The 24,736-nt window shown below is 64.2% G+C and carries 21 protein-coding genes; 6 read left to right on the top strand and 15 right to left on the bottom strand.

The annotated features are described in order from the left end of the window. Positions 1–13: 13 nt before the first annotated feature. Together mnmE and SAB01S_RS07660 are read right to left on the bottom strand one after the other, a co-directional pair. Positions 14–1,294 (bottom strand): tRNA uridine-5-carboxymethylaminomethyl(34) synthesis GTPase MnmE, encoded by a 1,281-nt coding sequence (mnmE, locus tag SAB01S_RS07665; protein WP_062732645.1) that lies wholly within the window; start codon positions 1,292–1,294, stop codon positions 14–16. Between the two features lie 14 nt (positions 1,295–1,308). Beyond that, positions 1,309–1,563, bottom strand: a complete 255-nt coding sequence (locus SAB01S_RS07660; RefSeq protein ID WP_062732474.1) for a DUF6489 family protein — start codon at positions 1,561–1,563, stop codon at positions 1,309–1,311. Between the two features lie 150 nt (positions 1,564–1,713). On the opposite strand from SAB01S_RS07660, the gene SAB01S_RS07655 reads away from it, so the two are divergent. Then, on the top strand, positions 1,714–2,412 hold the full coding sequence (locus SAB01S_RS07655) for a dienelactone hydrolase family protein (protein WP_062732643.1): 699 nt from the start codon (positions 1,714–1,716) through the stop codon (positions 2,410–2,412). A 14-nt stretch (positions 2,413–2,426) separates the two neighbouring features. Then, the gene (locus SAB01S_RS07650) at positions 2,427–3,377 is read left to right on the top strand and encodes a quinone oxidoreductase family protein (RefSeq protein ID WP_062732644.1); all 951 of its coding nucleotides are present in this window, start codon (positions 2,427–2,429) and stop codon (positions 3,375–3,377) included. 12 nt (positions 3,378–3,389) lie between these two features. Here SAB01S_RS07650 and SAB01S_RS07645 read toward each other — a convergent pair whose 3' ends face one another. The 3 genes from SAB01S_RS07645 to rho form a co-directional block, all read right to left on the bottom strand. Continuing rightward, entirely contained in the window at positions 3,390–4,232 is an 843-nt protein-coding gene (locus tag SAB01S_RS07645) for a class I SAM-dependent methyltransferase (protein WP_245646429.1), read from the bottom strand. Positions 4,233–4,420: 188 nt separating this feature from the next. Further along, complete coding sequence (locus SAB01S_RS07640; protein ID WP_062732472.1) at positions 4,421–5,140, bottom strand: YjbE family putative metal transport protein; 720 nt, start codon at positions 5,138–5,140, stop codon at positions 4,421–4,423. A gap of 123 nt (positions 5,141–5,263) precedes the next feature. Then, positions 5,264–6,520 carry a transcription termination factor Rho gene (gene rho / locus SAB01S_RS07635; RefSeq protein ID WP_009823287.1) on the bottom strand — a complete coding sequence of 419 codons (1,257 nt, stop codon included), beginning with the start codon at positions 6,518–6,520 and terminating at the stop codon, positions 5,264–5,266. A 267-nt stretch (positions 6,521–6,787) separates the two neighbouring features. Here rho and SAB01S_RS07630 point away from each other — a divergent pair, with 267 nt between their 5' ends. Continuing rightward, positions 6,788–7,750, top strand: coding sequence for a retroviral-like aspartic protease family protein (locus tag SAB01S_RS07630; RefSeq protein ID WP_062732471.1), 963 nt, complete (start codon positions 6,788–6,790; stop codon positions 7,748–7,750). 8 nt (positions 7,751–7,758) lie between these two features. On the opposite strand, the gene SAB01S_RS07625 is transcribed toward SAB01S_RS07630, so the two are convergent. The 6 genes from SAB01S_RS07625 to SAB01S_RS07600 all read right to left on the bottom strand — a co-directional run bounded on the left by SAB01S_RS07625 (position 7,759) and on the right by SAB01S_RS07600 (position 15,127). Continuing rightward, on the bottom strand, positions 7,759–9,867 hold the full coding sequence (locus SAB01S_RS07625) for a transglycosylase domain-containing protein (protein ID WP_062732470.1): 2,109 nt from the start codon (positions 9,865–9,867) through the stop codon (positions 7,759–7,761). A gap of 120 nt (positions 9,868–9,987) precedes the next feature. Beyond that, positions 9,988–10,395: a peptide-methionine (R)-S-oxide reductase MsrB gene (gene msrB / locus SAB01S_RS07620; RefSeq protein ID WP_062732469.1), complete on the bottom strand. Its 408-nt coding sequence runs from the start codon at positions 10,393–10,395 to the stop codon at positions 9,988–9,990. Between the two features lie 31 nt (positions 10,396–10,426). Then, positions 10,427–11,467: a DNA polymerase III subunit delta gene (holA, locus tag SAB01S_RS07615; protein ID WP_062732468.1), complete on the bottom strand. Its 1,041-nt coding sequence runs from the start codon at positions 11,465–11,467 to the stop codon at positions 10,427–10,429. Next, entirely contained in the window at positions 11,464–11,961 is a 498-nt protein-coding gene (gene lptE / locus SAB01S_RS07610; RefSeq protein WP_021226690.1) for an LPS assembly lipoprotein LptE, read from the bottom strand. Before lptE ends, holA begins: the two co-directional genes overlap by 4 nt. 58 nt (positions 11,962–12,019) lie before the next feature. Then, on the bottom strand, positions 12,020–14,575 hold the full coding sequence (leuS, locus tag SAB01S_RS07605; RefSeq protein ID WP_062732467.1) for a leucine--tRNA ligase: 2,556 nt from the start codon (positions 14,573–14,575) through the stop codon (positions 12,020–12,022). Between the two features lie 105 nt (positions 14,576–14,680). Further along, a complete protein-coding gene (locus tag SAB01S_RS07600) occupies positions 14,681–15,127 on the bottom strand; it encodes a DUF3576 domain-containing protein (RefSeq protein WP_062732466.1) in 447 nt (148 codons plus the stop codon). A gap of 255 nt (positions 15,128–15,382) precedes the next feature. On the opposite strand from SAB01S_RS07600, the gene SAB01S_RS07595 reads away from it, so the two are divergent. Both SAB01S_RS07595 and SAB01S_RS07590 read left to right on the top strand, forming a co-directional pair. Further along, positions 15,383–16,105 (top strand): hypothetical protein, encoded by a 723-nt coding sequence (locus tag SAB01S_RS07595; RefSeq protein ID WP_062732465.1) that lies wholly within the window; start codon positions 15,383–15,385, stop codon positions 16,103–16,105. A gap of 149 nt (positions 16,106–16,254) precedes the next feature. Beyond that, a complete protein-coding gene (locus SAB01S_RS07590; protein ID WP_062732464.1) occupies positions 16,255–16,806 on the top strand; it encodes an arsenate-mycothiol transferase ArsC in 552 nt (183 codons plus the stop codon). Here SAB01S_RS07590 and SAB01S_RS07585 read toward each other — a convergent pair. The 4 genes from SAB01S_RS07585 to SAB01S_RS07570 all read right to left on the bottom strand — a co-directional run bounded on the left by SAB01S_RS07585 (position 16,778) and on the right by SAB01S_RS07570 (position 21,922). Further along, positions 16,778–17,989, bottom strand: coding sequence for a carboxylate--amine ligase (locus SAB01S_RS07585; RefSeq protein WP_062732463.1), 1,212 nt, complete (start codon positions 17,987–17,989; stop codon positions 16,778–16,780). The genes SAB01S_RS07590 and SAB01S_RS07585 overlap by 29 nt on opposite strands. Then, positions 17,986–18,966, bottom strand: coding sequence for a polysaccharide deacetylase family protein (locus tag SAB01S_RS07580; RefSeq protein ID WP_062732462.1), 981 nt, complete (start codon positions 18,964–18,966; stop codon positions 17,986–17,988). Before SAB01S_RS07580 ends, SAB01S_RS07585 begins: the two co-directional genes overlap by 4 nt. A gap of 115 nt (positions 18,967–19,081) precedes the next feature. Then, on the bottom strand, positions 19,082–19,570 hold the full coding sequence (locus tag SAB01S_RS07575) for a flavin reductase family protein (RefSeq protein ID WP_157078293.1): 489 nt from the start codon (positions 19,568–19,570) through the stop codon (positions 19,082–19,084). A gap of 90 nt (positions 19,571–19,660) precedes the next feature. Continuing rightward, positions 19,661–21,922 (bottom strand): NADP-dependent malic enzyme, encoded by a 2,262-nt coding sequence (locus SAB01S_RS07570; protein ID WP_062732460.1) that lies wholly within the window; start codon positions 21,920–21,922, stop codon positions 19,661–19,663. A gap of 147 nt (positions 21,923–22,069) precedes the next feature. Here SAB01S_RS07570 and mutS point away from each other — a divergent pair, with 147 nt between their 5' ends. After that, positions 22,070–24,730 carry a DNA mismatch repair protein MutS gene (gene mutS / locus SAB01S_RS07565; protein WP_062732642.1) on the top strand — a complete coding sequence of 887 codons (2,661 nt, stop codon included), beginning with the start codon at positions 22,070–22,072 and terminating at the stop codon, positions 24,728–24,730. Positions 24,731–24,736: the final 6 nt, after the last annotated feature.

Raw genomic sequence — 24,736 nt, 5'->3', positions numbered from 1 at the left:
CGTGGAACAATGCTTATTTGCCGATGCAGAAACCGGAAAACAGGTGATCGAGCATATCTTCCGTGCTTGCTTGGCCTGTCAGTTCGTCCAGCCTTGATCGTGCGAGGCGCAGTTCCTCGGCGATGATCAGCAAATCACGCTGCTCCCTCGCGACCTCGATGTGATCGGACAGTTGCGCGACAAGTATCCGTTGACGCCGATGCAGGGCGTAGTCGCCTTCGCGCGGCAACAGCGCCGACGCCCGTTCCAATAATTCCGCCAAGAGCGCAGACATGCCCTCCCCCGTGTGTGCAGACACTGGTAAGCCAGGTCGGTCCCGACCAAGCCGGTCACTTTGCGCAGCCACCAGGATGGCGTCAGTGCGCGGCATCGCGTCCGCCTCACCCAGCCATAAAATGATGTCCGCCGCCTCCATTGCCGCGCGTGCCCGATCGATACCCACAGCCTCAATCTCATCGCCAGCATCGTCACGCAGTCCCGCCGTATCGGTGAACACATAGGCGCTGCCATCGATGGCAGCGGGCACTTCGATCCGGTCCCGGGTCGTTCCTGCGATGGCGGACACGATCGCCGCATCCCGCCCAACCAGTGCGTTGAGAAGGGTCGATTTGCCCGCATTGGGCGGCCCGGCCAAAATGACGCGGATGCCATCGCGCAGGCGTTCCGCGGACGGCGCGTCGAGCACCGATTCTATGTCTGTCGCCAACCCCGCCAATCGTGTGCCAATCTCATTCTCTATGCCCGCATCGGGCACGTCATCTTCGTCCGAAAAATCCAGAGCCGCTTCAGCCATGGCGGACAGGGCGAGCAGCCTTTCACGCCACGCGTCGATCCGTCTGGAGAAATGCCCCTCCGCCATGGACAGGGCGGCGCGGCGCTGGTTCTGCGTTTCAGCGGCCAGAAGGTCCGACAGCCCTTCCACCGCGTTCAGGTCCATGCGCCCATGCTCAAAGGCCCGACGCGTAAATTCGCCGGCGTCGGCGCGGCGAAGGCCGGGCATGGCATCCAGAACCGCCTCGATCGCGGCAATGACGGCCCTGCCCCCATGGCAATGGATTTCGGCCATATCTTCGCCCGTCACCGTTCCCGGACCAGGCAGCCACAGGATGAGCGCCCGGTCGAGGGCCGCGCCGTCCGCGGGATCACGCAAGAGAGCCAGGCTCGCCATTCGGGGAGGTGGCAATCGGTTCGCCAGCGTGCGGATTGCGCCGCCGGCCTGCGCCCCGCTGATGCGAAGCACCGCTATGCCCGCAGGCGGCGGTCCACTGGAAAGGGCGAAGATCGTATCCTGCAACGGGCCGGTCACAACTATTTCGCGTCGTCCTTACCGCCCCCCATGCCGGCCAAGCCGACATTCATCATTTGCTGGAATAGCCGCATGCCAGCATCCCCCATGGGCGAGAAGCTCTTGAACAAGGTTTCCATCTGCTCGGCGCTGCCGATACCGTCAAAACTGTCCAGCATCGTGCGAATATATTTGTCATGGATCGGACTGACGTCGGGCAAGCCCAAGAACGCGCGCGCCTCGGCCGGCGTGCAGTCCACGTCGACGGTAACTTTCATGTCCCTGCCCTTTCCGGCGGATGATGAGCCTCTGACCTGTCATGCGACAGATAGCGCATAAAGGCTAATTATTAAGTGTCCTCCATGCTTGTGTCAGTTTGCGGCAGGGCCAATATGCGGGCAGGATTTGCTGCGAAAAGGATCATGAATATGGGTGCGTTCAATCCTATTGATACGCTGGAAGGCGATGCGCAGTTTGATGCTTATGTGGCAAAGCCCGACGGGGACGCCAGCGCGGCGATCATTGTCATTCAGGAAATTTTTGGCGTGAATGAAGGCATCCGGCGCAAATGCGACGGCTGGGCGAAAGCGGGCTACGTCGCCTATGCGCCCGACCTGTTCTGGCGCATCGAGCCGCATATCGAACTTGATCCGGATGTGCCCGACGAGATGGATCAGGCTTTGGCATTGATGCCGAAGTTCAATCAGGATCAGGGTATTCGCGACCTTGAAGCCACCATCAAGGCCGCGCGCGCGGCTGTCGGTGGCGGCAAGGTTGGGCTGGTCGGCTATTGCCTGGGTGGTCGGCTGGCCTTCATGGCGGCGTGCCGTACTGACGGGGATGCCTTTGTCGGCTATTATGGCGTGGGCATCGACGGATTGCTGGGCGAACAGCATGCGATCGGCAAACCGACCATGCTTCATATCCCGACGGCGGATCATTTCGTGTCTCCCGACGCGCAAAAGTCGATGCACGCGGGGCTGGAAGGCAATGCGCATGTCACCCTCTATGATTATGACGGATTGGACCATGGCTTCGCCACGGAGATGGGCCAGCGCCGCGATGAGGACGCTGCCGTTCTGGCGGACGGGCGCACCGCCGACTTCTTTGCGGAGCATCTGGCTTGACCCAGGCCTATCGCATGGTCGTCCGCCAGCATGGCGGGCCGGAGGTGATCGAGCGGCAGGATATGGATATTCCCACCCCTGCCGCTGGTGAAGTGGTGGTGGCGACCGAAGCCATCGGGCTGAATTATATCGACACCTATTTCCGCACGGGCCTTTATCCTGGCGATTTACCCCTGACGTTGGGGAATGAGGGCGCTGGCCGCGTGGTGGCCGTTGGTGCGGACGTGACGAGCTTTGCCGTTGGCGATCGGGTCGCGAGCGGCACTGGCAAGGGTAGCTACACGAGCCACTGGGTTGTGCCGCAAGAGCAATTGGTGGCTCTGCCTGACAGCATCGACAGTGAAGATGCGGCGGCGATGATGCTCAAGGGAATGACAGCCTGCTATCTGGCGGAAGACATATTGCCGCTGCAAGTCGGTCAGGTGGCGCTGGTCCACGCAGCGGCTGGTGGCGTGGGGTCCATTTTGGTCCCTTGGCTGCGGCACAAGGGTATTATCGTCATCGCCCATAGCGGATCGGCCCAGAAGGCCGCGAAGGTCGATGCCGACCATAGCCTGCATGATCCGATGGAGGCGCTCGCCGAGCATGTACGCACGATCACGGGCGGACAGGGCGTCGATATCGTGTATGATGGCGTTGGCAAGGCGAGCTGGAGCGCGTCCATTGCCAGCCTCAAGCGGCGCGGCATGATGGTCAGCTATGGCAATGCCTCGGGCGCGGTGCCGCCCATCAACCTGCTTGACCTCAGCCGTGGCGGATCGCTCTATGTGACGCGTCCCACATTGTTCGACTATGTGGCGACACCAGAATCCCTGGCGCATACCGCGCAAAGACTGTTTGAGCGTATGGCGCAGGGGATCATCAAGGCCGAAATCGGCCAGCGCTTTGCCCTCACTGACGCCGCACAAGCGCATCGCACGTTGGAAGCGCGGGACACCACCGGTGCCACCGTGCTGATACCCTGACGCTGAGGCCAATCAGGACGTCAGGCGCCGCAACAATTTTCGGGCGCGGGCCGGGAACGACTGTGACTTGGCGACCGGGTCGCGCGCCACAAGAGCGGTCATAGGAACGTCTTGTGCGTCCTTGATCGTGGGAAGTTTTGTGCAGACTATCAGATCCTGCAGGCCATCCCCAATGCCGCCGCCCATCCAGCACCCATATTTGACCTTCGTCACCGCCATGCCGGCGCGCCATACCATGTCGCGGATCAGCCCGGCGTCGAAGGCTATGAAGGCCAGCGGATCATCGGGATTGGCGATGAATATATCCCCCGCGTCCGCCATGCGCTGACGATCCAGCGGAAACATTGACTGGCCCGCCATTACCATGTGGCGCGAATAGGCATTTAATTCAAAACAGGTGAGCAGGAAGCGGCCACCCGGCTTCATCATCGAGGCTACAAAGGTCAGCAGTTTTTGGAAATCATCGCGCGTGACGTGGGTGAATACTGAAAAAGCGTAGCCGTCTGTGAAGTGATCGCAATATTTTGCTGACAAGGCCGCATGGCTTTGCCGGTCACGCTGCTCAATGAAGCGGTCATAATGATCGTTGGCGCCCTCGATCAGTTCGAACTGGGTGTTCGCAAGGCGCGGCGCGATATGCTGCTCGCAAAAGTCGATGACGGGGGGCATGATGTCCATGCCGACCAGTTGGCGCGGCCGAATGCCGGACTTATGAAGCGACACCAGGCCGCGCCCGATGCCGCAGCCAAAATCAAGGACGCGGGATTCCCCGTTCAATTGAACCAGACTGCGCAGCAGGGCGACACAGGCATCCCCGACCTGTTCGGGATCCGACCCGCCCACCCAGTCATTCATGGGTGTGGCGCGCATCGCCTCATAAATTTCCGAAAATTCCGCCACCCATCCGTCCTCAGCCAGCCGATCCCGTCGGCGCATGCCGATAGCGTGGCGGTAGCCGAGCCACGATGACCGGATCAAGAAGCAGGAACAAAAAAGACGCACATCCCGCAGGATATGCGTCTCCCTCTGTTATAAAGGACCGATCAGAACAGGGTCAGTAGACCCACTTGCTGGTCGATAATGCCTTCATAGATCATTTTCACCGCGACATAGATGATGACCGCCAGGCCCAGATAGGCAATCCAGCGAAACCGCTCGATATAATGGGCGATGACATTGGCGGCGATCCCCATCAGGGCGACCGACAGAACAAGGCCGATCATCAGAATGCCGGGATGGTCGCGCGCCGCGCCTGCGACCGCCAGGACATTGTCGAGGCTCATCGACACGTCGGCCACGGCGACGGCCCAGGCAGCGGCGGCGAAGCTCTTGGCGGGGCGCAGACCGGACACGTCGTCATCGCTGGGATCGTCGGGCGTATCAGCACCGCGCGCCGGGTGTAGCTCGCGCCACATTCTCCAGCTGACCCACAGCAGCAGCAGGCCGCCCGCGAGAATGAGACCGACAATCTGCATCAGCTGGCTGACCACGAGCGCAAAGGCGATGCGCAGCACCAGAGCGGCCAGAATGCCGATCAGGATCACCTTCTTGCGCTGGGCAGCAGGCAGGCCAGCGGCAAGCGCGCCCACGACGATCGCATTGTCGCCAGCCAGCAGTACGTCGATCATCAGCACCTGAACGAAGGCCGACAAGGCGGATGGTGATGTTATATTGCTGAAATCATTGATGATATGCTGCCAGATTTCGGCGGGTGAGCCGATCCCCTGAGCGGCCGAGGCGGCGGTGGCGAATAGGTCGATCATGGCGGCCCTTGCGTCCCTGTCGTCGATAGGAAGAACGCCGGACCATCGCATGATCCGGCGCCCCGATACAATATGGGGCGCCCGAAGCGCCCCATGTTCGTGCAGGATGAACCCCCCGTGGGGTTACTGGTTCATCGTTGCGAAGAAATCCTCGTTGGTCTTGCTGTCCTTCATCTTGTCGAGCAGGAATTCCATAGCGTCGATCGTGCCCATCTGCATGAGGATGCGGCGCAGCACCCACATCTTGCTGAGCGTCGGCTTGTCGACCAGCAACTCTTCCTTGCGGGTGCCGGACTTGCCAACGTCGAGCGCCGGGAAGATGCGCTTGTCCGCAACCTTGCGGTCCAGCACGATTTCCGAGTTGCCCGTGCCCTTGAACTCTTCGAAAATGACTTCGTCCATGCGGCTGCCGGTGTCGATCAGCGCGGTCGCGATGATCGAAAGCGACCCGCCCTCCTCAATATTGCGCGCTGCGCCGAAGAAACGCTTGGGCCGCTGAAGCGCATTTGCGTCGACACCGCCGGTCAGCACCTTGCCCGAGGACGGGACCACCGTGTTGTAGGCGCGACCAAGGCGGGTGATGGAGTCAAGCAGGATGACCACATCCTTCTTATGCTCGACCAGGCGCTTGGCCTTTTCAATCACCATCTCGGCGACCTGAACGTGGCGGGTGGCAGGCTCGTCGAAGGTGGACGACACGACCTCACCCTTCACGCTGCGCTGCATGTCGGTGACTTCTTCTGGCCGCTCGTCGATCAGCAGCACGATCAGGAAGACTTCGGGGTGATTGTCGGTGATCGCCTTGGCGATATTCTGGAGCATCACCGTCTTGCCGACGCGCGGCGGCGCGACGATCAGCGTGCGCTGGCCTTTGCCCTGGGGGCTGACAATGTCGATGACGCGGGCCGACTTGTCCTTGACCGTCGGATCGAGCGTATCGAGGCGCAGCTTCTCGTCGGGATAGAGCGGCGTCAGATTGTCGAAATTGACGCGATGGCGCACGACATCGGGATCGTCGAAATTGACGGTGGTAAGCTTGGTCAGCGCAAAATACCGCTCGCCATCCTTGGGCGCGCGGATTTCGCCTTCCACCGTGTCGCCGGTCCGCAGGCCGAATTTGCGAACCTGATTGGGCGAGACGTAGATGTCGTCGGGGCCAGCGAGGAAATTGGCTTCCGGGCTGCGCAGGAAGCCGAATCCGTCGGGCAACACCTCAATCGTGCCTTCGCCCATGATCTGCTCGCCATTTTCCGCCTCGGCCTTGAGGATCGCGAACATCAGATCCTGTTTGCGCAAGGTCGATGCGCCCTCCACGCCCAGTTCCTCCGCCATGGTGACGAGGTCGGCGGGGACGGTTTTCTTGAGGTCCTTAAGATGCATGGGCGAGTCGGTCCGATGAGGTGAAGAAGGAAATGGCCGGAAAGGAAGGATTTAGCCGGCGAGGACCGCCGGGACTCCGCGCTCCGGAAGGGCGCGGACAGGATGTTTCGCGTGTAGCGGGCCGCACGCCCCCCCGTCAAGCTGGGACAGACGGCTTCGACCGGCAAAATACGGGCTATCCGTAACGAACAGGGCCAGTGGTGCCAGTGGCGGGACAACTGCCCATCATGCTATAGGGGCGGTATAAGACAGAGAAAGGATGAGGATATGGGACGGCTCCCTGCCCTGCTGGCAATGGCGCTGGCGTTCGGCGGCGTGCCCCTGCCCGCGCAACCGCCGCTGCTCGATCCACAAGTGCCGCCGGCCTTGGTTCGGACCGCCAGCACGCTGGACGATCGCGTCACCATCCCCATCTCGATCGACGGCAAGGGGCCATGGCCCTTCGTCATCGATACCGGATCGCAGCGCACCGTGATCGCGCGCGGCTTGGCGCAGCAACTGGCGCTGCCGCCCCGCGGCGATGTCACGATCCTCAGCATGACCGGGCGGTCCGAGGTCGCAACCGTCGCCGTTCCGCATCTCAGTTTCGGCGCAGGCATGATCGACGATATCGAAGCGCCCGTGCTGGAAGGGGAGCATCTGGGCGCTTCCGGCCTGCTGGGCCTCGATAGTTTGCACGACAAGCGGGTAATCCTGAATTTTCGCACCGGGCAAATGGACATTGCCGACAGCGGCCGGCGGCGTACATTCCCGACCGATCCCGACACCATCGTGGTGGAGGCGCGGCGCAAGCGCGGGCAGCTGATCCTGCTGGATTCGCGGGTCAACGGCATGCGGGTCAACATCATGCTCGATACCGGCAGCCATTACAGCATCGGCAATCTGGCGCTGCGCGACAAGCTGCTGCGCAAGAAGCGTGCGCCTGACCTGCTGACCGCGACGCTCACCAGCGTCACGGGCGGCACGCTGATCGGGGAAGTCGGCCGCATCGGATCGGTGGCGCTGGGGCGCGTCAACCTGACCGAAGTGCCGGTGATCTTCGCTGACGCCAGCCCCTTTGTGGAACTGGGCATGCAGGACAAGCCTGCCTTACTGCTGGGGATCAGTGCGCTGCGCGTGTTCGACCGCGTGGCGATCGACTTCGCGCGGGGCAAGGTGGACTTCCTGCTGCCCGACGCCAGCGCCGTCATCCCCACGCGGCTGGCGGCGAACCAGCCGGCGGACGGATAAGCCGCGTTTCAGGGCTGCTGCGATGGCGGCCGGCCGGACGGCGGCTGTTGAGCCGGCTGGCGCGGTCGGTCGCGGCCCAGCACATTGTCGATCCACTGCTGGTCGAGGCGCGGCGGCTGCGGGCGCTCCTGCGGGTCGACTTCCATATCCGGCTCGTCCTCATAGCCCTGCGATGATGCGGGGGCCTGCGGCTCGATGGGATAGCCATTTTCATCGACCATCATGCCGCCGCCATAGGTGCCATTGTCGGGGCCTTCATAATAGGCCTCCTCGTCCGGTTCGAGCTGCCATTCGGGCAGGGTGACTTCGGTGTCGAATTTTTCGACCGGCCGCTTGGCGACGGCGACCTTCATATAGTCGGCGAAAGCGCGCGCCGGGGCGCGGCCGCCCTGCAATCCGCCAACCGCGCGCGCATCATCGCGGCCCATCCAGACGCCGGTGGTGATGCCGCTGGAAAAGCCCAGGAACCAGCCATCCTTGTTGCTGCTGGTCGTGCCGGTCTTGCCCGCGACCGGACGGCCGATCTGCGCGGCGCGCCCGGTCCCGGTGCTGACGGCGGTCTGCATGAGGTCGGTCATGCCGGCCGCCACCCAGGGCGCGACCAGCACGCGGCTGGTGTCATCCTCATGCTCGTAGAGCAATCGTCCGTCCGCTGTCGTGACCTTGGTAATGCCATAGGGCGTCACCGCGATCCCCTTGCGCGCGATCGAGGCGAAGGCGCGCGTCATGTCGATCAGGCGGACGTCGGACGTGCCCAGCACCATGGACGGATGGGTGTTGATTGGCGTCGATATGCCAAAGCGGCGGGCCATGTCGGCGACCGTGGAAAAGCCCACTTCCACGCCCAGCTTCGCTGCGACCGTATTGATGGAATAGGCAAAGGCGGTGCGAATATCGATCGCGCCGGCGAATTTGCCGTTGCTGTTGCGCGGGCTCCAGCCATTGATCGTCACCGGCTCGTCGGTGATGCCGGTGTCGGGCGTATAGCCCGCCTCCAGCGCCGCCATATAGACAAAAATCTTCCATGCCGACCCGGGCTGGCGCGTCGCGGTGACGGCGCGATTATAGTTGGACGACACATAATCAAGGCCGCCAACCATCGCGCGCACGGCGCCGTCTCGATCCAGGCTGACCATCGCGCCCTGTGCGCCCTTGGGCGCGTTGGCCTGCACCGCAGCGGTCGCGGCCCGCTGCATGCCAAGATCGATGGTCGTATAGACTTCCAGCGGCTCATTGGGTTCATCGATCAGCAGGTCGAGCTGCGGCAGCGCCCAGTCGGTGAAATAGCGCACACTGTTCTGCGGCGGTTCGGGCGCCATCTTGACGTCGTCCAAGTCGACGCCAGCGCGCTGCGACGCGGAAATCTTGCCATTGTCCTGCATCAGGTCGAGCACGACGCCCGCACGGCCGATTGCCGCTTCAGCGTCGGCAGTCGGGGAATAGCTGGACGGCGCCTTGACCAGGCCGGCGATGATCGCGGCTTCGGGCAAGTCGATCGTGGTTGCCGGATGACCGAAAAATTTGCGGCTGGCGGCATCGATGCCATAGGCCCCGCCGCCGAAATAGACCTTGTTAAGATAAAGTTCGAGTATCTGCCGCTTGGAAAATTTGCGCTCCATCGCGAGCGCCAGCACCATTTCGCGGATTTTCCGACCGAAACTATAGCTGTTGTTGAGGAAGATGTTGCGCGTCACCTGCTGGGTAATGGTCGATGCGCCCTGCAGGCGGCGACCCGACCCGCGCCGTTCCACGGCGACCCAGGCCGCGCGCGCCATGCCGACCGGGTCGATGCCGGGATGCATGTAGAAACGCTTGTCCTCCGTCGATACCATCGCGTCGACCATGACCTGCGGTATCTGATCATAGCTGATCCAGCGACCGAAACTGGGCCCAAGCGAGACGATCACGCTGCCATCGGCGGCATGGACGCGGATCATCTGCCCATTGGGCGAGGATTTGAGGCTTTCATAGTCGGGCAGCGACTGAAGCGCGATCACCACGGCGATCACCACAGCCAGAAGGCCCGCGACTGCGGCCGCCAAGCCGATCTTCAGCCCGCGCATCAGCCATGTCCTGACGCCACCGGGCGCACGCTTGCTCTTGCCTGATCCTGCCATCTGTGCCGCCCCGGATACGCGCTAAACCTGGTCCGGGCCAGCGCAAAACACGCGTCTGGCACAGGAAATGGACCGCCTCGCCCTTTCCATGGCGATGCGCGCTTTACCAGCGATGAACGATTACTGCTCCGTGCCCTCGCGCGGCTTGAAGTCCAGGCTGGCGCTGTTCATGCAATAGCGCAGGCCATTGACGCCAGGACCGTCGGGGAAGACATGGCCCAGATGCCCGTCGCATTTGGCGCAGCGGACTTCGGTGCGGATCATGCCATGGCTGGTGTCGCGAATTTCCTCGACCGCATCGATATCGACCGGCGCGGTGAAGCTGGGCCAGCCCGACCCGCTGTCATATTTTTCCTCGCCATCGAACAGTTCCGCGCCGCATCCGGCGCAATAATAGACGCCATCGACCTTGTTGGCGTTGAGCTTGCCGGTAAAGGCGCGCTCCGTGCCGCCTTCGCGCAGCACATGAAATTGCTCCGGGGTCAGGCGCTGGCGCCATTCGGCATCGGTGAGGTGGATTTTTTCCATAGCGGCAATATGGCCATGGGCCCGGGACGGATCAAGCCCGCTCCCGCGCGGCCTGCCGCGCGATGGCGAGTAGTTCGTGCCGCACCATCAGGTCGCCCAGACCCCTGCCCCCACGACTGGAGCGCTCGGCCGCCAGAAGGCGCTGGATGACGCGCGCGATGCCGGATGCATCCCACAACCGGACCTGCCGCGTCACCAGTCCCTTTTCCTTCCAGAACACCGCCCGGCCCGCCTGATCGACTGCCGCCTCCAGTCGGCCGCTGGCGTCGAAGGCGTCGCGGATCGTCGCCAGCAGCATCGCGCGGGTCAGCAGCGGACGGATCACCGCCGCCATCGCGGTGCCGGCCTGCGCCAATGCCGTCAGTTCGCGATGCATGGCGCGAAGATCGCCGCCCAGCACGGCATTGACCAGCGGGCCGACCTCCGTTTCAGGATTGTCCCCCGACAGCGCGTCGAGCGCATCGGCCGTGGCTTCGGCCGGCCGATCGGGCGCCGCATCGAGATAGAGGATCAGCTTTTCGATCTCGCCCGCCATCAGCGCCCGGTCCCCGCCAGACAGGTCGACGATGCGCCGGGCAAGGTCGGACGACAGGCGCAGCCCGCCGTCGCGCGCGATACCGATGGCGATCTGCTCCGCCTCCCGCCCGTCGGGCTGATAGGAGATGCAGGCCAGCACGCCCTTATGATCGAGCGCCATTTTGACCAGCTTCGACGCCGGCTTGAGCGCGCCGGCGACCGCAATCACCGGGTTGCCGGCCGCTTCGGCGTCCAGCAGGGCGTTGAGCGCGGGCAGGCAATCATCGCCGATGCCGTTGACGCGAATCCATCGCTTGTCGCCGAACATGGAGAAGGCCGCCGCCTCATCGGACAGACGCGCGGGGTCCTCGCGCAAGGTCGGCGCATCGAGGTCGATCCGCTCGGCCTGAGGCCCCATGGCGCGCTCCAGCCGCTTGGCGAGCGCCTGACTCCCCGCCTCATCGGGGCCGTAGAGCAGAAAGAAACGAACATTCGCCGCCGCGCCCTGACCCGGGGCGTCCAGCGCCTTTTCCATCTGGCCGCGATTGGCCTTCAAGGCGTGGCGGCCTTGCGCGAATAGAGGGCCAGGCGCGTGACGATCTGATCGGCGACGGTCTGCGACAGCCGCTCCAGCGCAGTATCTTCGGCGGCGATCGTGGCATATTCGCTGGAGGTGACGTCGATGCCCGCGTCCGACCCGGCGGTATCGTCCAATATCTGCGCGCCGGTGCTTTCATCCACCAGCTGATAGCGCGCCCGCAGCGTCCGCCGTTCGCGCGTGATCGCGGCGTCGGCGCGCAGACCCAGGCCCGCAATATTGTCGTCCAGCTTCACGACCAGCCGGTAGCGCGGGCCGCTGCCGCTCTGCATCGCGGCGAGCCGGTCGTTGAGCGCATTGCGCACCAGCCAGCCCGCCTTGCCCTCGATCGGGGCAACCTCGACATTGCCCAGCGCCTGCGCGACCGGGCCAGTGCCGCCCCCGCCATAGACGGGCCGCAGCCCGCAGGCGGTAAGGGTGGCAAGGGCGATGAGGGGGAGGATGCGCTTCATGATCTGGAGCCTTAAACCCTCCGTCGTTTCCGCGAAAGCGGGAACGACGCAGTTCGCTTCAGATGACCAGATTGACCAGCCGGTCGGGCACCACGATCACCTTCTTCGGGCTGGCGCCGTCCAGGATGCGGGCGACGTTGGGCGCCGCAAGCGCCAGCCTTTCCAGTTCGTCCCTGGGCGTCCCCTTGGCCACGGTGATGGTGTCGCGCAGCTTGCCCATGACTTGGCAGGCGATGGTGACTTCATCATCGACCAGCAGCGCAGGATCGACCGCCGGCCAGGCGGCGTCGGCGATCAGGCCGGAACAGCCGATGTCCTGGCCCATTTCGGCCCAGCCCTCTTCGGCCAGATGCGGCGTCATCGGCGCGACCAGCAGCGCCAGCGTGCGAATGGCGGCGGTGCGGCTGGCAGATGGCTTCGCCTTTTCGATGGCGTTCACCAGTTCGTAGATTTTGGCAACGGCCTTGTTGAAGCCCAGCGCCTCAATATCCCTGGCCACCCCGTCGATCGTCTGGTGCAGCTTGCGGTCCAGCGCCTTGTCCTGCCCCTGCGCCCCGGCATCGGCGTCACCGAACAGCCGCCACACGCGGTTGACGAACCGCCAGCTACCCTCGATCCCCGCCTCGGTCCACGGCAAGTCGCGCTCGGGCGGGCTGTCGGACAGCATGAACCACCGCACCGCGTCCGCGCCATATTGTTCGATGATATCGTCGGGATCGACGACATTCTTCTTGGACTTGGACATTTTCTCGACGCGGCCGACCGTCACCGGCGCGCCGCTTTCGATATGGGTATAATCGTCGCCGGACTTCTTCACCTCGCCGGGTGAGAGCCAGCTGCCATCGCCCGCCTTGTAGGTTTCGTGCGTCACCATGCCCTGCGTGAACAGGCCGGTGAACGGCTCGGCAAAGCCCAGCTGCCCCATATGCTGCAGCGCGCGGGTCCAGAAGCGGGCGTAAAGAAGATGCAGGATCGCATGTTCGACCCCGCCAATATATTGCCCGACAGGCAGCCATTGTTCCACGGTCGCGCGGTCGAACGGCTTGTCCTTGGGCTGGCTGGCGAAGCGGATAAAATACCAGCTGGAATCGGCGAAAGTGTCGAGCGTGTCGGTTTCACGCCGGGCGGGCTTGCCGCAGGCCGGGCAGTCGACATGCTTCCAGGTCGGATGCCGGTCGAGCGGATTGCCCGGTATGTCGAAGCTGACATCTTCGGGCAGCACCACGGGAAGCTGATCCTTGGGAACCGGCACGACGCCGCAGCCGTCGCAATGGATCACGGGAATGGGCGTGCCCCAGTAACGCTGGCGCGACACGCCCCAGTCGCGCAGGCGGAACACGGTCTTGCCCTCGCCCCAGCCTTCGCTCTCGGCGCGGGCGATGACGGCGGCCTTGGCCTCCTCCACGCTCATGCCGTCCAGGAAGCGGGAGTTCACCAGACGGCCGGGCCCGGTATAGGCCTCGTCATGGATAGGCTTGTCGGCCTCGCCCTCGGCGGCGACCACGCGCTCCACGGGAAGCATATATTTGCGCGCGAAGTCAAGGTCGCGCTGGTCATGGCCGGGCACGCCCATCACCGCGCCCGTGCCATAGTCCATCAGCACGAAATTGGCGATGAAGACGGGCAGCTGCCAATCCGGGTCGAACGGATGAACCATCGACAGGCCCGTATCGAAGCCCAGCTTTTCGGCGGTTTCCAGTTCGGCTGCCGTGGTCCCGCCGGCTTTGCATTGGTCGATAAAGGCCTGCGCGTCCGCATTGTTGGCGGCGATGGCCTGCGCCACGGGATGATCGGCGGCGATCGCGACGAAACTGGCGCCGAAGATGGTGTCGGGCCGGGTCGAATAGACCGCAATTCCCGCGCCCGCGTCCAGCCCTTCCAATGCTTCGCGTTCCGGGAAAGGCGCGAAGTCGAACCGGAATTGCAGCCCGACCGACTTTCCGATCCAATTTTCCTGCATGGTCCGCACCTTGTCGGGCCACTGGTCCAGAGTCTTCAATCCCTCCAGCAGGTCGTCGGCGAACTGGGTGATCTTGAGAAACCACTGGTTGAGCTTGCGCTTTTCGACCGGTGCGCCAGACCGCCATCCCTTGCCGTCGATCACCTGCTCGTTCGCCAGCACGGTCATGTCGACCGGGTCCCAGTTGACCGACGATTCCTTGCGATAGACGAGGCCAGCCTCCAGCATGTCCAGGAACAGCGCCTGTTCATGGCCATAATAATCCGGTTCGCACGTCGCGAGTTCGCGGCTCCAGTCGATCGCGAAGCCCAGCTTTTTCAGCTGCGCGCGCATATTGGCGATGTTGGAGCGGGTCCAGTCGCCCGGATGCACCTTCTTTTCCATCGCGGCGTTTTCGGCCGGCATGCCAAAGGCGTCCCAGCCCATCGGGTGCAGCACTTCATGCCCGGTCATGCGGCGGAACCGCGCCAGCACGTCGCCCATCGAATAGTTGCGCACATGGCCGATATGGATGCGCCCCGATGGATAGGGAAACATCTCCAGCACATAGGATCGCGGCTTGGGCGAAGCATCGTTCGCGCGAAAGCTCTGCTTTTCGTCCCACACCGCCTGCCAGCGGGCGTCGGCCTCCAGCGGATTGAAGCGCCTTTGCATGTCTAATCCTTACACATACGCGCGGGGCTGGGCCTGCGATGAAGCCCAGCCCCGGATGCTGAAAAACGGGCCGCGTCGCGCGACCCCTTAAAAAATGGGGTGGGGTCAGCCGATCGCCATGCGGCGCAGGTCGCGCGCCTTGGTGAGGATGATCTCCTCCAGCTTCTGCACCGTGGCGGCCTTGACCGGGGCATCGATCCATACGCCATTCTGGCTTACCTGGCGGCTGGCGGCGACGCGCACCGCATCTGCGCGCAGATCCTGATCCAGGATCGACACGGTCAGCTTCATCCGCTCGTCGGGCGTATTGGGATCGATATACCAGTCGGTGACGACCACGCCGCCGTTCGAATCGGTCTGCGCCAGCGGCATGAAGGACAAGGTGTCGAGCGTCGCGCGCCACAGATAGGCGTTGACGCCGATCGTCGTCACGCGCGACGCGGCCAGATCCGCCTTGGGCCGGTCCTTGGAACCGCCGCCGCACGCCGCGAGCGGCAGGAGCGCGGCCAGCAGCAGGCCGGCGGAAACTGGGGCGGGTAGGCGACGGGCCATCAGGCATGTCCTAGCTAGAAAAGACGAAAATCAGCCCGCTTCTATAGTGTCCGCGCGGCAATGGGCAAGGGGCGCTGGATCAGTCCATGGCGCGCGAGCGGTCATGGCGAAAAATCTTGCGCCTTCGGCACCTTCGCCAAAGCTGTGGGTTTGGAGCAACAGCTTGGAGAAAAAGCCGTTCCGCCTCTAGCCAGTGGCGGCTTTGTCGGTGTAATGCGTTAACAAATACAAGTTGGCGGGGACGAGATTCGGGTCATGCGCATGAACAGGGGATATTTAGCGGTAGCAGGATCGGCGATTGCCGTTGCCGGCTTCCTGCTGTCTCCCGCCATTGGCGCGGCGACGGATCTGGCGCGGCTGCGGCCCGATGCACCGGTATCGCTGGGCGCGCTCGGCAGCATTTCGTCCTTCACTCCCACGACCAAGGACCCGCAACTGGCGGCGGCCTACGCCAGGATCGCCGCTTCTGCCAGCCGGCAGGGTTTCCGATTCACGCCGACCAGCGGATCGCTGAGCGGCCAGCGGGAAATCACCATCATGGTCCGCGCAAGCGATCGTGGCGGCGCGGACAAGACGGCAACGCCGGTCGATATCAAGCCCATGGCGTTCAGCCTCAATGGTGCGCACAGCTGGCGCAAGTTCGCCCTGCCCGAATCGGTCGGCCGCAAATCGCTTGATCCGGTGCCGGTCGAAACAATGGTCGACGCCAAGAATTTCTCGCTGGATGACGGCAAGAAGGATCGCTTCAGCACCAAGGTGCTGATCGAAAGCCGCCGCGAACCCGGCGTCGCCGCGCGCAACCCGTCGGCGGACAAGGATTATTCGCTGGATCTCGCCAGTTCCTATTCGTTGACGCGCAACCTCAACGTGACGGCGGGCGTGCGCTACAACAATAATGTCGCGGGTCGCCTGACGCCGATGACCGACGACCGGCAGGACAGCCAGGCCGTCTATCTGGGCACCAGCTTCAAATTCTGACGATTTGCCCACGGTCGAGTGGTTCGGCGAGCGGTCAATCCCGCGTGAACTCGCACGGATTTCGGCTACAATATGGCAATAGCGATGATTGAGTCGTGCCATCGTCAGTCCGTGGGCCTCGCGATGGTCCTGCGCCTTCGCTCATCCCGATGATCCGCCAGCGATTCGGCACGTTTCGCGGTCTGGTGCGGCTCGCCCTGTCGTACCTGCAGGTGGCTCTTGGCCTTTCATCGGGCAAACCGTTCGATCCCGCTACCATCCGTCGACTGGTCTTCGTCTGCCAGGGCAATATCTGCCGCAGCGCCTTTGCCGAAGCGGTTGCGCGCCGCGCAGGCCTGCGCGCGGCGTCCGTGGGGCTTTCCACCACGCCCGGCCGCCCGGCGCATCCGCCCGCAATCACCGCCGCGCAATCGCTTGGCCACGACCTCCAGGCTCATCGCGCGACCGATCTGGCGGATTATCACCCGGAGCCGGGGGATCTGCTGCTGGTCATGGAGGTGCGGCAACTGGCCCGGCTTTCCGCTGACCCGCGTCTGTGCGATGTGCCGCGCACCCTGCTAGGCCGCTGGACCCGGCCGATGATGCCGCATCTGCACGACCCTTATGGACTGGACGACAGCTACATGATACAGTGCTTGGCGCGGATCGAGCGCGCGGTCATGCGGCTCACCGTCAGCTTTCCCGGCGCACGGCTTTCCTGACGATCTGCGCCATGTCGCGCAGCCAGGGCCGCATGTCGCGCCAGGACCAGACATAATAGCGCGATCGCGGGTCGAGGAAGCCGATCAGATAGCCGCCCAGTTCCGCCAAAGGCCGCCGGTCGAAATAGGGATCGTCGATCGCGCGCGGGCGCAGCAGGATGCGCGCCAGCCGCTTGGTTTCGGGCACCATGTAACGCGCACGCAGGTCGTCGCGCGGCGCAGGCGCGGCTTCGTCCTGCCCCAGAACTGTGCGGCGATAGGCCTCCCACGCGAAATGCGCCCCGCAGGCCCGTGCGAGCGGCTGGCTGCCCCAGAAGCGGCCATTGACCTCCATCAGCCAATAGCGACCCGTTTCAGGATCATGGCGATATTCGACCATGGCTTGGCCTTCCCAACCCAGAGCCTGCAGCAATTTTTCCGACAGCGCCATTTGCGCGTCATGGCGATCCATCGGCTCTGCCCGGCAGAGCGTCGACACTCCGCCTTCGGGCGGCCATTCATGCAGCCGCCGATGCTGAAAGCGCAGGGTCGCCCGGCCATCCTGCATGTAGAGCATCTGCCCCAAGCCATGACCGGCACAATATTGCTGGATCAGCGGCCAGCGGCCGATGGGCGCAAACCGGTCCAGCAAGGCGCGCAGGTCTTCGGGACCATGGAGATAATCCGTCTTGCGCCATTCCAGGCCTGCGGCCTCCAGCACCGGCAGGATGGCTTGCGGATTGGCCCATTTGGCGACCAGCGGATAACGCATGTCCGCCATGCGCGCGGCAAAATCCTCACCGGCCAGCGGTTGCCACGTCTGCGGCGTCAACAGGCCGGCCTTGGCGGCGACTTCCAGCGTCTGCCGCTTGTCCAATACCCGCGCCAGCCGATCCAGTCGTGGCGCAACTATATGGCAATCGCCGATCACCGGCGGCAACGTCGCCAGCTCCAGCAGGTCAGATTCCGCGATCGCCAGCACGGCGCGCGCGCCGGTTCGCGCGATGACATCGGGCAGCCAGGATGCGATCGCCCCATCCGGGCGCTGCGTCCAGCCGCGGCAATAGCGCGAATGGACAGCGATGGCGGACGCATCACGCGCGATGCCATGCACGGGAACATCATGCGCCCCCAACTCTCGCGTGATCGTGAGGGCGATGGCATTTTCCATGCCAAGCAGGAGAACGCCCGGCAGCGCGCTCACGCCGGAATAAGCCGATGCTCGTAGCGCCACGTCGCTACCGCCTGCGCCGCCATGCGCAATCCGGTGCGCAGCCGGCTGGGTGCGACGCGATCCAGTCGCCGCTCGGGCGCATCGGCGAGCGTTGGCGGGAGGTCGCGGAATCCCGCGCCCTGCACCCCCGGCATCCGTGCCGCTTCACGGCAAAGCTGCTCGAACCGGCGGATCACCGCCCCGTTGGGGCGGGCACGGTCGCGCGACAGCATCTCGAAACTATGAGTCACCACGACGAACGCGTCATGATCGTTGCGGACGGCGTGGCGCAAGCCTGCGCGCATTTCCGCCGCCGACATGGCGCAAATCTGCGCCGGGCGAAACCCGCCAGGGCGATCGACGATGCCCGATACAGGCAGTTCGGCCACGCCATGAAGGCGTTTAGCGCCAATCTGGCCATGCTCGGCCGATATGCGGCACTCGCTGCCCAGATAGGCTGGATTGACGCTACTGTCCCAGTCGATGCCGACGGCCGCCAGTGCGCGCAGCGTGTCGTCATTGGCCCCGAAATTGCCGGCGCGAAAGGCCGTGATCGGCGGCGCGCCGGCTTGCTCCAGGAGGCTTTTCGCCAAGCCCAGCAGCGTCACCTGGTCGGCAAGCGAGAACTCACCAATATTGCGGCCCTGCCGCCCCTCTACTGGCGAGGCCTTGGCCCAGGCGAGCCATTCGGTGTGAATATGCAATTGCACTTCATGGCCGCGACCGACGACCTCGCCCACGATGGGTCGCAGGAAGTCAGCGCCATGGACCAGCGCCGGGAGCGGATCGATAAAGAAGACGCCCTTCAGTCCGTGGCGGTCCAGAACGTCCATCTGCCAGCCAATGCCGCATGCACGCCCGCCCGCCTCGGCATGGATTGAACGCCGCACATTCTCGTCCAGGCTGGCCCCACGCTGCTGCCACAGGGCGGACAATTCGGTGTCGACGGTGATGAGCAACGCGGTCATGCGGCGATCCGGTCAAAAGTGTTCCGCCCCTGTAGCCCCAATCCGTTAAGGAGCGGTATTATGTCCGGGATATGTCTGCGCGCGCACCGCCGCGCAATATGCATCGCCGGTTTCGTCAGTCGAGCAGGGCAAATTCGCCATAGCTGCCCTGGAAGAAGAGCAAGGGCCGGTCAGGGCGCTCCGCTTCCAGCGCGACGACGCGTCCCAGCACGATATGATGATCCCCCGCCTCATGCACCGCATCGAGCGTGCAGTCGATCCAGGCGACGACATCGTCCAGGATCGGCGATCCGTTGGCTGACGCGCGATGGGCGATGCCGGCAAATTTGTCAGGGCCGGGCGCGGCGATCTGACGACACAGCGCCAACTGGTCGCTGGCGAGGATATTAACGCAGAATCGGCCGACCTTTTCGATACGGGGCCAGCTGCTCGACGACTTTGCCGGGAAGAAGGCAACCAGCGGCGGATCGAGCGAGACGGATGTGAAGGATCCCACCACCATGCCCACCGGCGCGCCATCGGGCTCGACAGCGGTCACGACGCAGACGCCGGTCGGATAATGGCCAAGCACGCGGCGAAAGGTCGCGCTGTCAAAACCGGTCATGTTCAACGCCTCGCGCTCCCCGATGCTCCTAATGCGCATCCCTGTCGCGTCACCATGGCTCGGCGCAAGCGAAAAGCGACAGGGAACCGGTCAGAGCGCCACGCCGCCCGCCGCCAGCACCGCCAGCGTCAGTAATTCAGACGCATTGGAGGACATGGTCGCGATCTGGACCGATTTTTCCATGCCCACCAGCAGCGGGCCGATCATCGACGTACCGCCCAGTTCGCGCAGCAGCTTGGCCGAAATATTGGCGGACTGAAGCCCCGGCATGACCAGGACGTTGGCCGGACTCGACAGACGGCTGAACGGGTAATTTTTCATCACCGCCGGGTTGAGCGCCGCGTCGGGCGTCATTTCACCTTCATATTCGAAATCCACCGTCCGTTCGTCCAGCAGTTTCACGGCGCCGCGGATATTGTCGAGGAAGCTGCCCGGCGGGTTGCCGAAATTGGCGTAGGACAGGAATGCAACGCGCGGATCATGGCCCATGCGTCGCGCAACCGCGACCGTGCCGATCGCGATATCGGCCAACTCCGCCGCGCTCGGCCGCTCATTCACCGTGGTATCGGCCAGGAACACCGTCTTGTCCTTTGCCACCATGACATGAATGCCAAAGGGCGTGCGACCCGCCGCCGGGTCCATGACCCGCTTTACCTCGCGCAGCGTCTGGGCATAGGGCCGTGTCATGCCGGTCAGCATCGCGTCGGCAACGCCCATCTTCACCAGCAATGTGCCGAAAATGTTGCGATCCCGATTCACCATCCGCTCGCAGTCGCGGCGCAGATAGCCGCGCCGCTGCAACCGGGCATAGAGCATCTCGACCATATCAGGCACTAGCGGCGAATTGACGCTATTGTGTAGTTCAAAGCTCTCAGGATCGCGCACGCCCAATTCGCGCAGCTTGTCCACCACGTCGCCGCGCCCGACCAACACGGGAACGCCATAGCCCAGTTCGCGGAATTGGATGGCGGCGCGCAGCACCACTTCCTCCTCCGCCTCGGCAAAGACGACGCGCTTGGGATTGGCCTTGGCGATTTCATAGGCGCTGGTCAGCACCGATGTCGTGGGGTTGAGCCGCGCCTTCAGCGACTGGCGATAGGCGCCCAGATCCTCGATCGGCCGCTGCGCCATGCCGGTTTCCATCGCCGCTTGCGCGACGGCGGCCGGCACCACTTCCATCAGACGCGGATCGAAGGGCGCGGGAATGATGTAATCGGGTCCAAAACTGTGCGACCGGCCATAGGCCTTGGCCACTTCCTCGGGCACGCGTTCGCGCGCCAGTTCTGCGATCGCCTTGGCCGCCGCCAGCTTCATCGCCTCGTTGATGCCGGTCGCCCTGACGTCCAGCGCGCCACGAAAGATGAAGGGGAAGCCAAGCACATTGTTGACCTGGTTGGGAAAATCCGATCGCCCGGTCGCGACGATCGCATCGGGCCGCACCGCCTTGGCGTCGGGTGGCAGGATTTCGGGGTCAGGATTGGCCATGGCAAAGATGATCGGCTTGTCCGCCATGGACGATACCATGTCCGGGCTCATCGCGCCCGCGACCGACAATCCCAGAAAGACGTCCGCGCCCTTCACGGCCTCGGCCAAAGAGCGCGCGTCGGTCCTGACGGCGTGCGCCGATTTCCACTGGTTCATGCCCTCCGTGCGGCCTTGGTAGATGACGCCCTTGCTGTCGCACATGATGACATTGTCGTGCGGCACGCCCAGCGCCTTGATGAGCTCGGTGCAGCTGATCGAGGCTGCCCCCGCGCCGTTCACCACCACCTTCATGTCCTTCATGTCGCGACCGGTCAGCAACGCGGCGTTGAGCACGCCGGCGGCCGCTATGATCGCGGTGCCATGCTGGTCGTCGTGAAAGACCGGAATGTTCATCCGTTCTTTCAGCGTCTGTTCGATGATGAAGCATTCGGGCGCCTTGATATCTTCAAGGTTGATGCCGCCAAAGCTCGGCTCCATCAGTTCGACCGCGTCGATGAAGCGGTCGACATCCTCGGTCTTCAACTCGATGTCGATCGAATCGACATCGGCGAAGCGCTTGAACAGCACCGCCTTGCCCTCCATCACCGGCTTGGACGCCAGCGCGCCCAGATTGCCGAGGCCAAGAATCGCAGTGCCGTTGGAAATGACGGCAACCAGATTACCCTTGGCGGTGTAATCATAAGCGGTGGCGGGGTCGGCCGCGATCGCCCGCACCGGAACCGCAACGCCCGGCGAATAGGCAAGGGACAGGTCGCGCTGCGTCGCCATCGGCTTGGACGCGATGATCTCTATCTTTCCGGGCCGGCCCGTCGCGTGGAAGAACAGCGCCTCGCGCTCGGAAAATTCCACATTGGATCGGTCGGACATTACGGGCTCCCAAATATTGGAACTTCTGGAAAGATGAACAGGCCCTAGCGGCGCGCCTATCTTGTGGGCAAGTGCGAGATGCGCAATTTTCCTGCACATTTCGTGACACTCTGGTTTCGGCCCGATGTTCAGGCTATCCGCTGCGCCATGGCGAAATCCAGCGACACGACCGCCCAGCCCACGCCGATGATGGCGCAATATCTGGCGCTCAAGGCGCAGGCGCAGGACTGCCTGCTTTTCTACCGGATGGGCGATTTCTTCGAGCTTTTTTTCGACGACGCGAAACTGGCGGCGGCGACGCTGGACATAGCGCTTACCAGCCGGGGCGATCATGACGGCGCGCCGATCCCGATGTGCGGCGTTCCCGTGCACAGCGCCGAATCCTATCTCGCGCGGCTGATAAAGGGCGGTCATCGCGTCGCCATCGCGGAACAGACCGAAACCCCGGCCCAGGCCAAGGCACGCGGGAGCAAGGCATTGGTCGCCCGCGATATTGTTCGCTACGTCACCGCCGGCACGCTGACCGAAGAAACGCTGCTCGACGCGCGGCGTGACAATATGCTCGTGGCGCTTGCGCAGGTGGGGGGCGAGGCATCGGGCGAAGTCGGCATCGCTGCAGCTGATATTTCGACCGGCCGCTTTGAAACCCTGACCTGCCCCATCGCCGACCTGCCCGCAGAACTCGCCCGTCTGCGGCCAAGCGAGACGGTCTTGGCGGACGGCGCTATGATCGATGTTCCGGGCGCCACAGCCTTTGACCGCGCCGCCTTCTCCAGCAGTCGTGCGGAAGGGGCGCTCAAAAAGCTGTTCGGGGTCGCGACGCTGGACGGATTCGGTCAGTTCAGCCGCGCGGAACTGGCCGCCATGGGCGGGCTGGTCGCCTATCTCGATCATGCGGGGAAGGGCACGCTGCCCTTTCTTGCGCCACCCCAGCGCAAGGCGAGCGGCGCGCATGTCGCGATCGATGCGGCCACGCGGGAAAGCCTGGAGATCGTCGCCACAACCGCCGGCACGCGCGCGGGCAGCCTGCTCGGCGCGATCGACCGGACAGTCACGGGCGCCGGCGCGCGCCTGCTGGCGCAGGATGTCTCCGCGCCGCTGATGGACCTGTCCGCCATGGAGGCGCGGCTGGGGCTGGTGCAGATGTTCCATGATGATGCAGGCCTGCGCGATCAAGTGCGCGGCGCCCTGCGCGCCCTGCCCGACATTGGCCGCGCGCTGGGGCGCGTCGCGGTTGGCCGGGGTAGCCCCCGCGACCTGGGCCAGTTGCGCGATGGCCTTGGCGAAGCCCGGATGCTGCGCGAACGGCTGGGCCGTTTGCCCGACCTGCCGCCGCTGCTGCAACAATTGCTGCCGGCCCTTGATGGCCATGGCGAAATGGTCGACGCCCTGTCCCGCGCGCTCGTCCCTGCGCCGCCGACCGAGACTGCCAATGGCGGTTATATCGCCGATGGCTATGACGCGGCCTTGGACGAGCTGCGTCGCATGGCTGGGGATGGCCGGCGCGCCATCGCCGCGCTGGAAACGAAATATCGCGAGCAGACCGGCATCGGCGCGCTCAAGATCCGGCACAATGGCGTGCTCGGCTATCATGTCGAGGTGCCTGCCCGCGCCGCAGACGCGCTGATGGCGCCCGACAGCGGCTTTACCCACCGGCAGACGCTGGCCGGCGTGGTGCGGTTCAATTCGGTGGACCTGCATGAGGAAGCCGGGCGCGTCGCCCAGGCCGGCGCCCATGCGCTGGTCGCGGAAGCCGCGCATCTGGAGGACCTCACCAATACCGTCCTGAATCGCAAGGCCGATATTGCCCGTGCGGCCGATGCGCTCGCCCGGCTCGACGTCGCTGCCGCACTGGCCGAACGCGCGGCGGAGGGGGGATGGCAGCGGCCCCATTTCGTGCCGGCAGACAACGCTGCTGGTCATGGGGCCCAATGTCTCGACATAGTCGGCGGCCGGCATCCGGTGGTGGAGGATGCGCTGCGCAAGGACGGCCAACCCTTCGTCGCCAATGACTGCCGGCTTGGCGAAAGCGATCGGCTTTGGCTGGTGACCGGCCCCAATATGGGCGGCAAGTCGACCTTCCTGCGGCAGAACGCCCTGATCGTGATATTGGCGCAGGCGGGTAGCTACGTCCCGGCTCAGTCAGCGACGATGACGCTGGTCGACCGTTTGTTCAGCCGCGTCGGTGCATCGGACAATCTGGCTAAGGGCCGATCGACCTTCATGGTCGAAATGGTGGAAACCGCGGCGATCCTTTCGCAAGCGACGACGCGCAGCTTCGTGATCCTGGACGAAGTCGGGCGCGGCACGTCCACCTATGACGGCTTGGCGCTCGCCTGGGCGGTGGTGGAGGCGGTGCATGAGGTCAACCAGTGCCGCTGCCTCTTTGCTACCCATTATCATGAACTGACGCGGCTTGCCGAAACCCTCCCCGCCCTTTCGCTGCACCATGTTCGCGCGCGCGAATGGAAGGGGGACCTCATCCTGCTGCACGAACTGGCGCAGGGGCCGGCCGATCGCAGTTATGGCCTGGCGGTCGCGCGGCTCGCGGGCCTGCCGCCTGCGGTTCTGAAGCGCGCGAAGGATGTCCTGGCCCGGCTGGAAGCAGGCAAGGCCAAGACTGGCGGCATCGCCGCGGGCCTGGACGACCTGCCCCTGTTCGCTGCGGCCGCGGCGCAGGAGGATGAAGCGGCTGACCCGCTGCGCGAGGCGATCGAGGCGATCGATGCCGACGCCCTGTCCCCGCGCGACGCGCTCGATCACATCTATCGATTGAAACAACTGGTCGCGCAGGGGCAGCGCGACTAGATAGCG

Source organism: Sphingobium abikonense NBRC 16140, assembly GCF_001598335.1.
Lineage (GTDB): Bacteria > Pseudomonadota > Alphaproteobacteria > Sphingomonadales > Sphingomonadaceae > Sphingobium > Sphingobium abikonense.
Note: the sequence above shows the minus strand (reverse complement) of the source record. Positions and strands in the feature narration are given on the sequence as shown.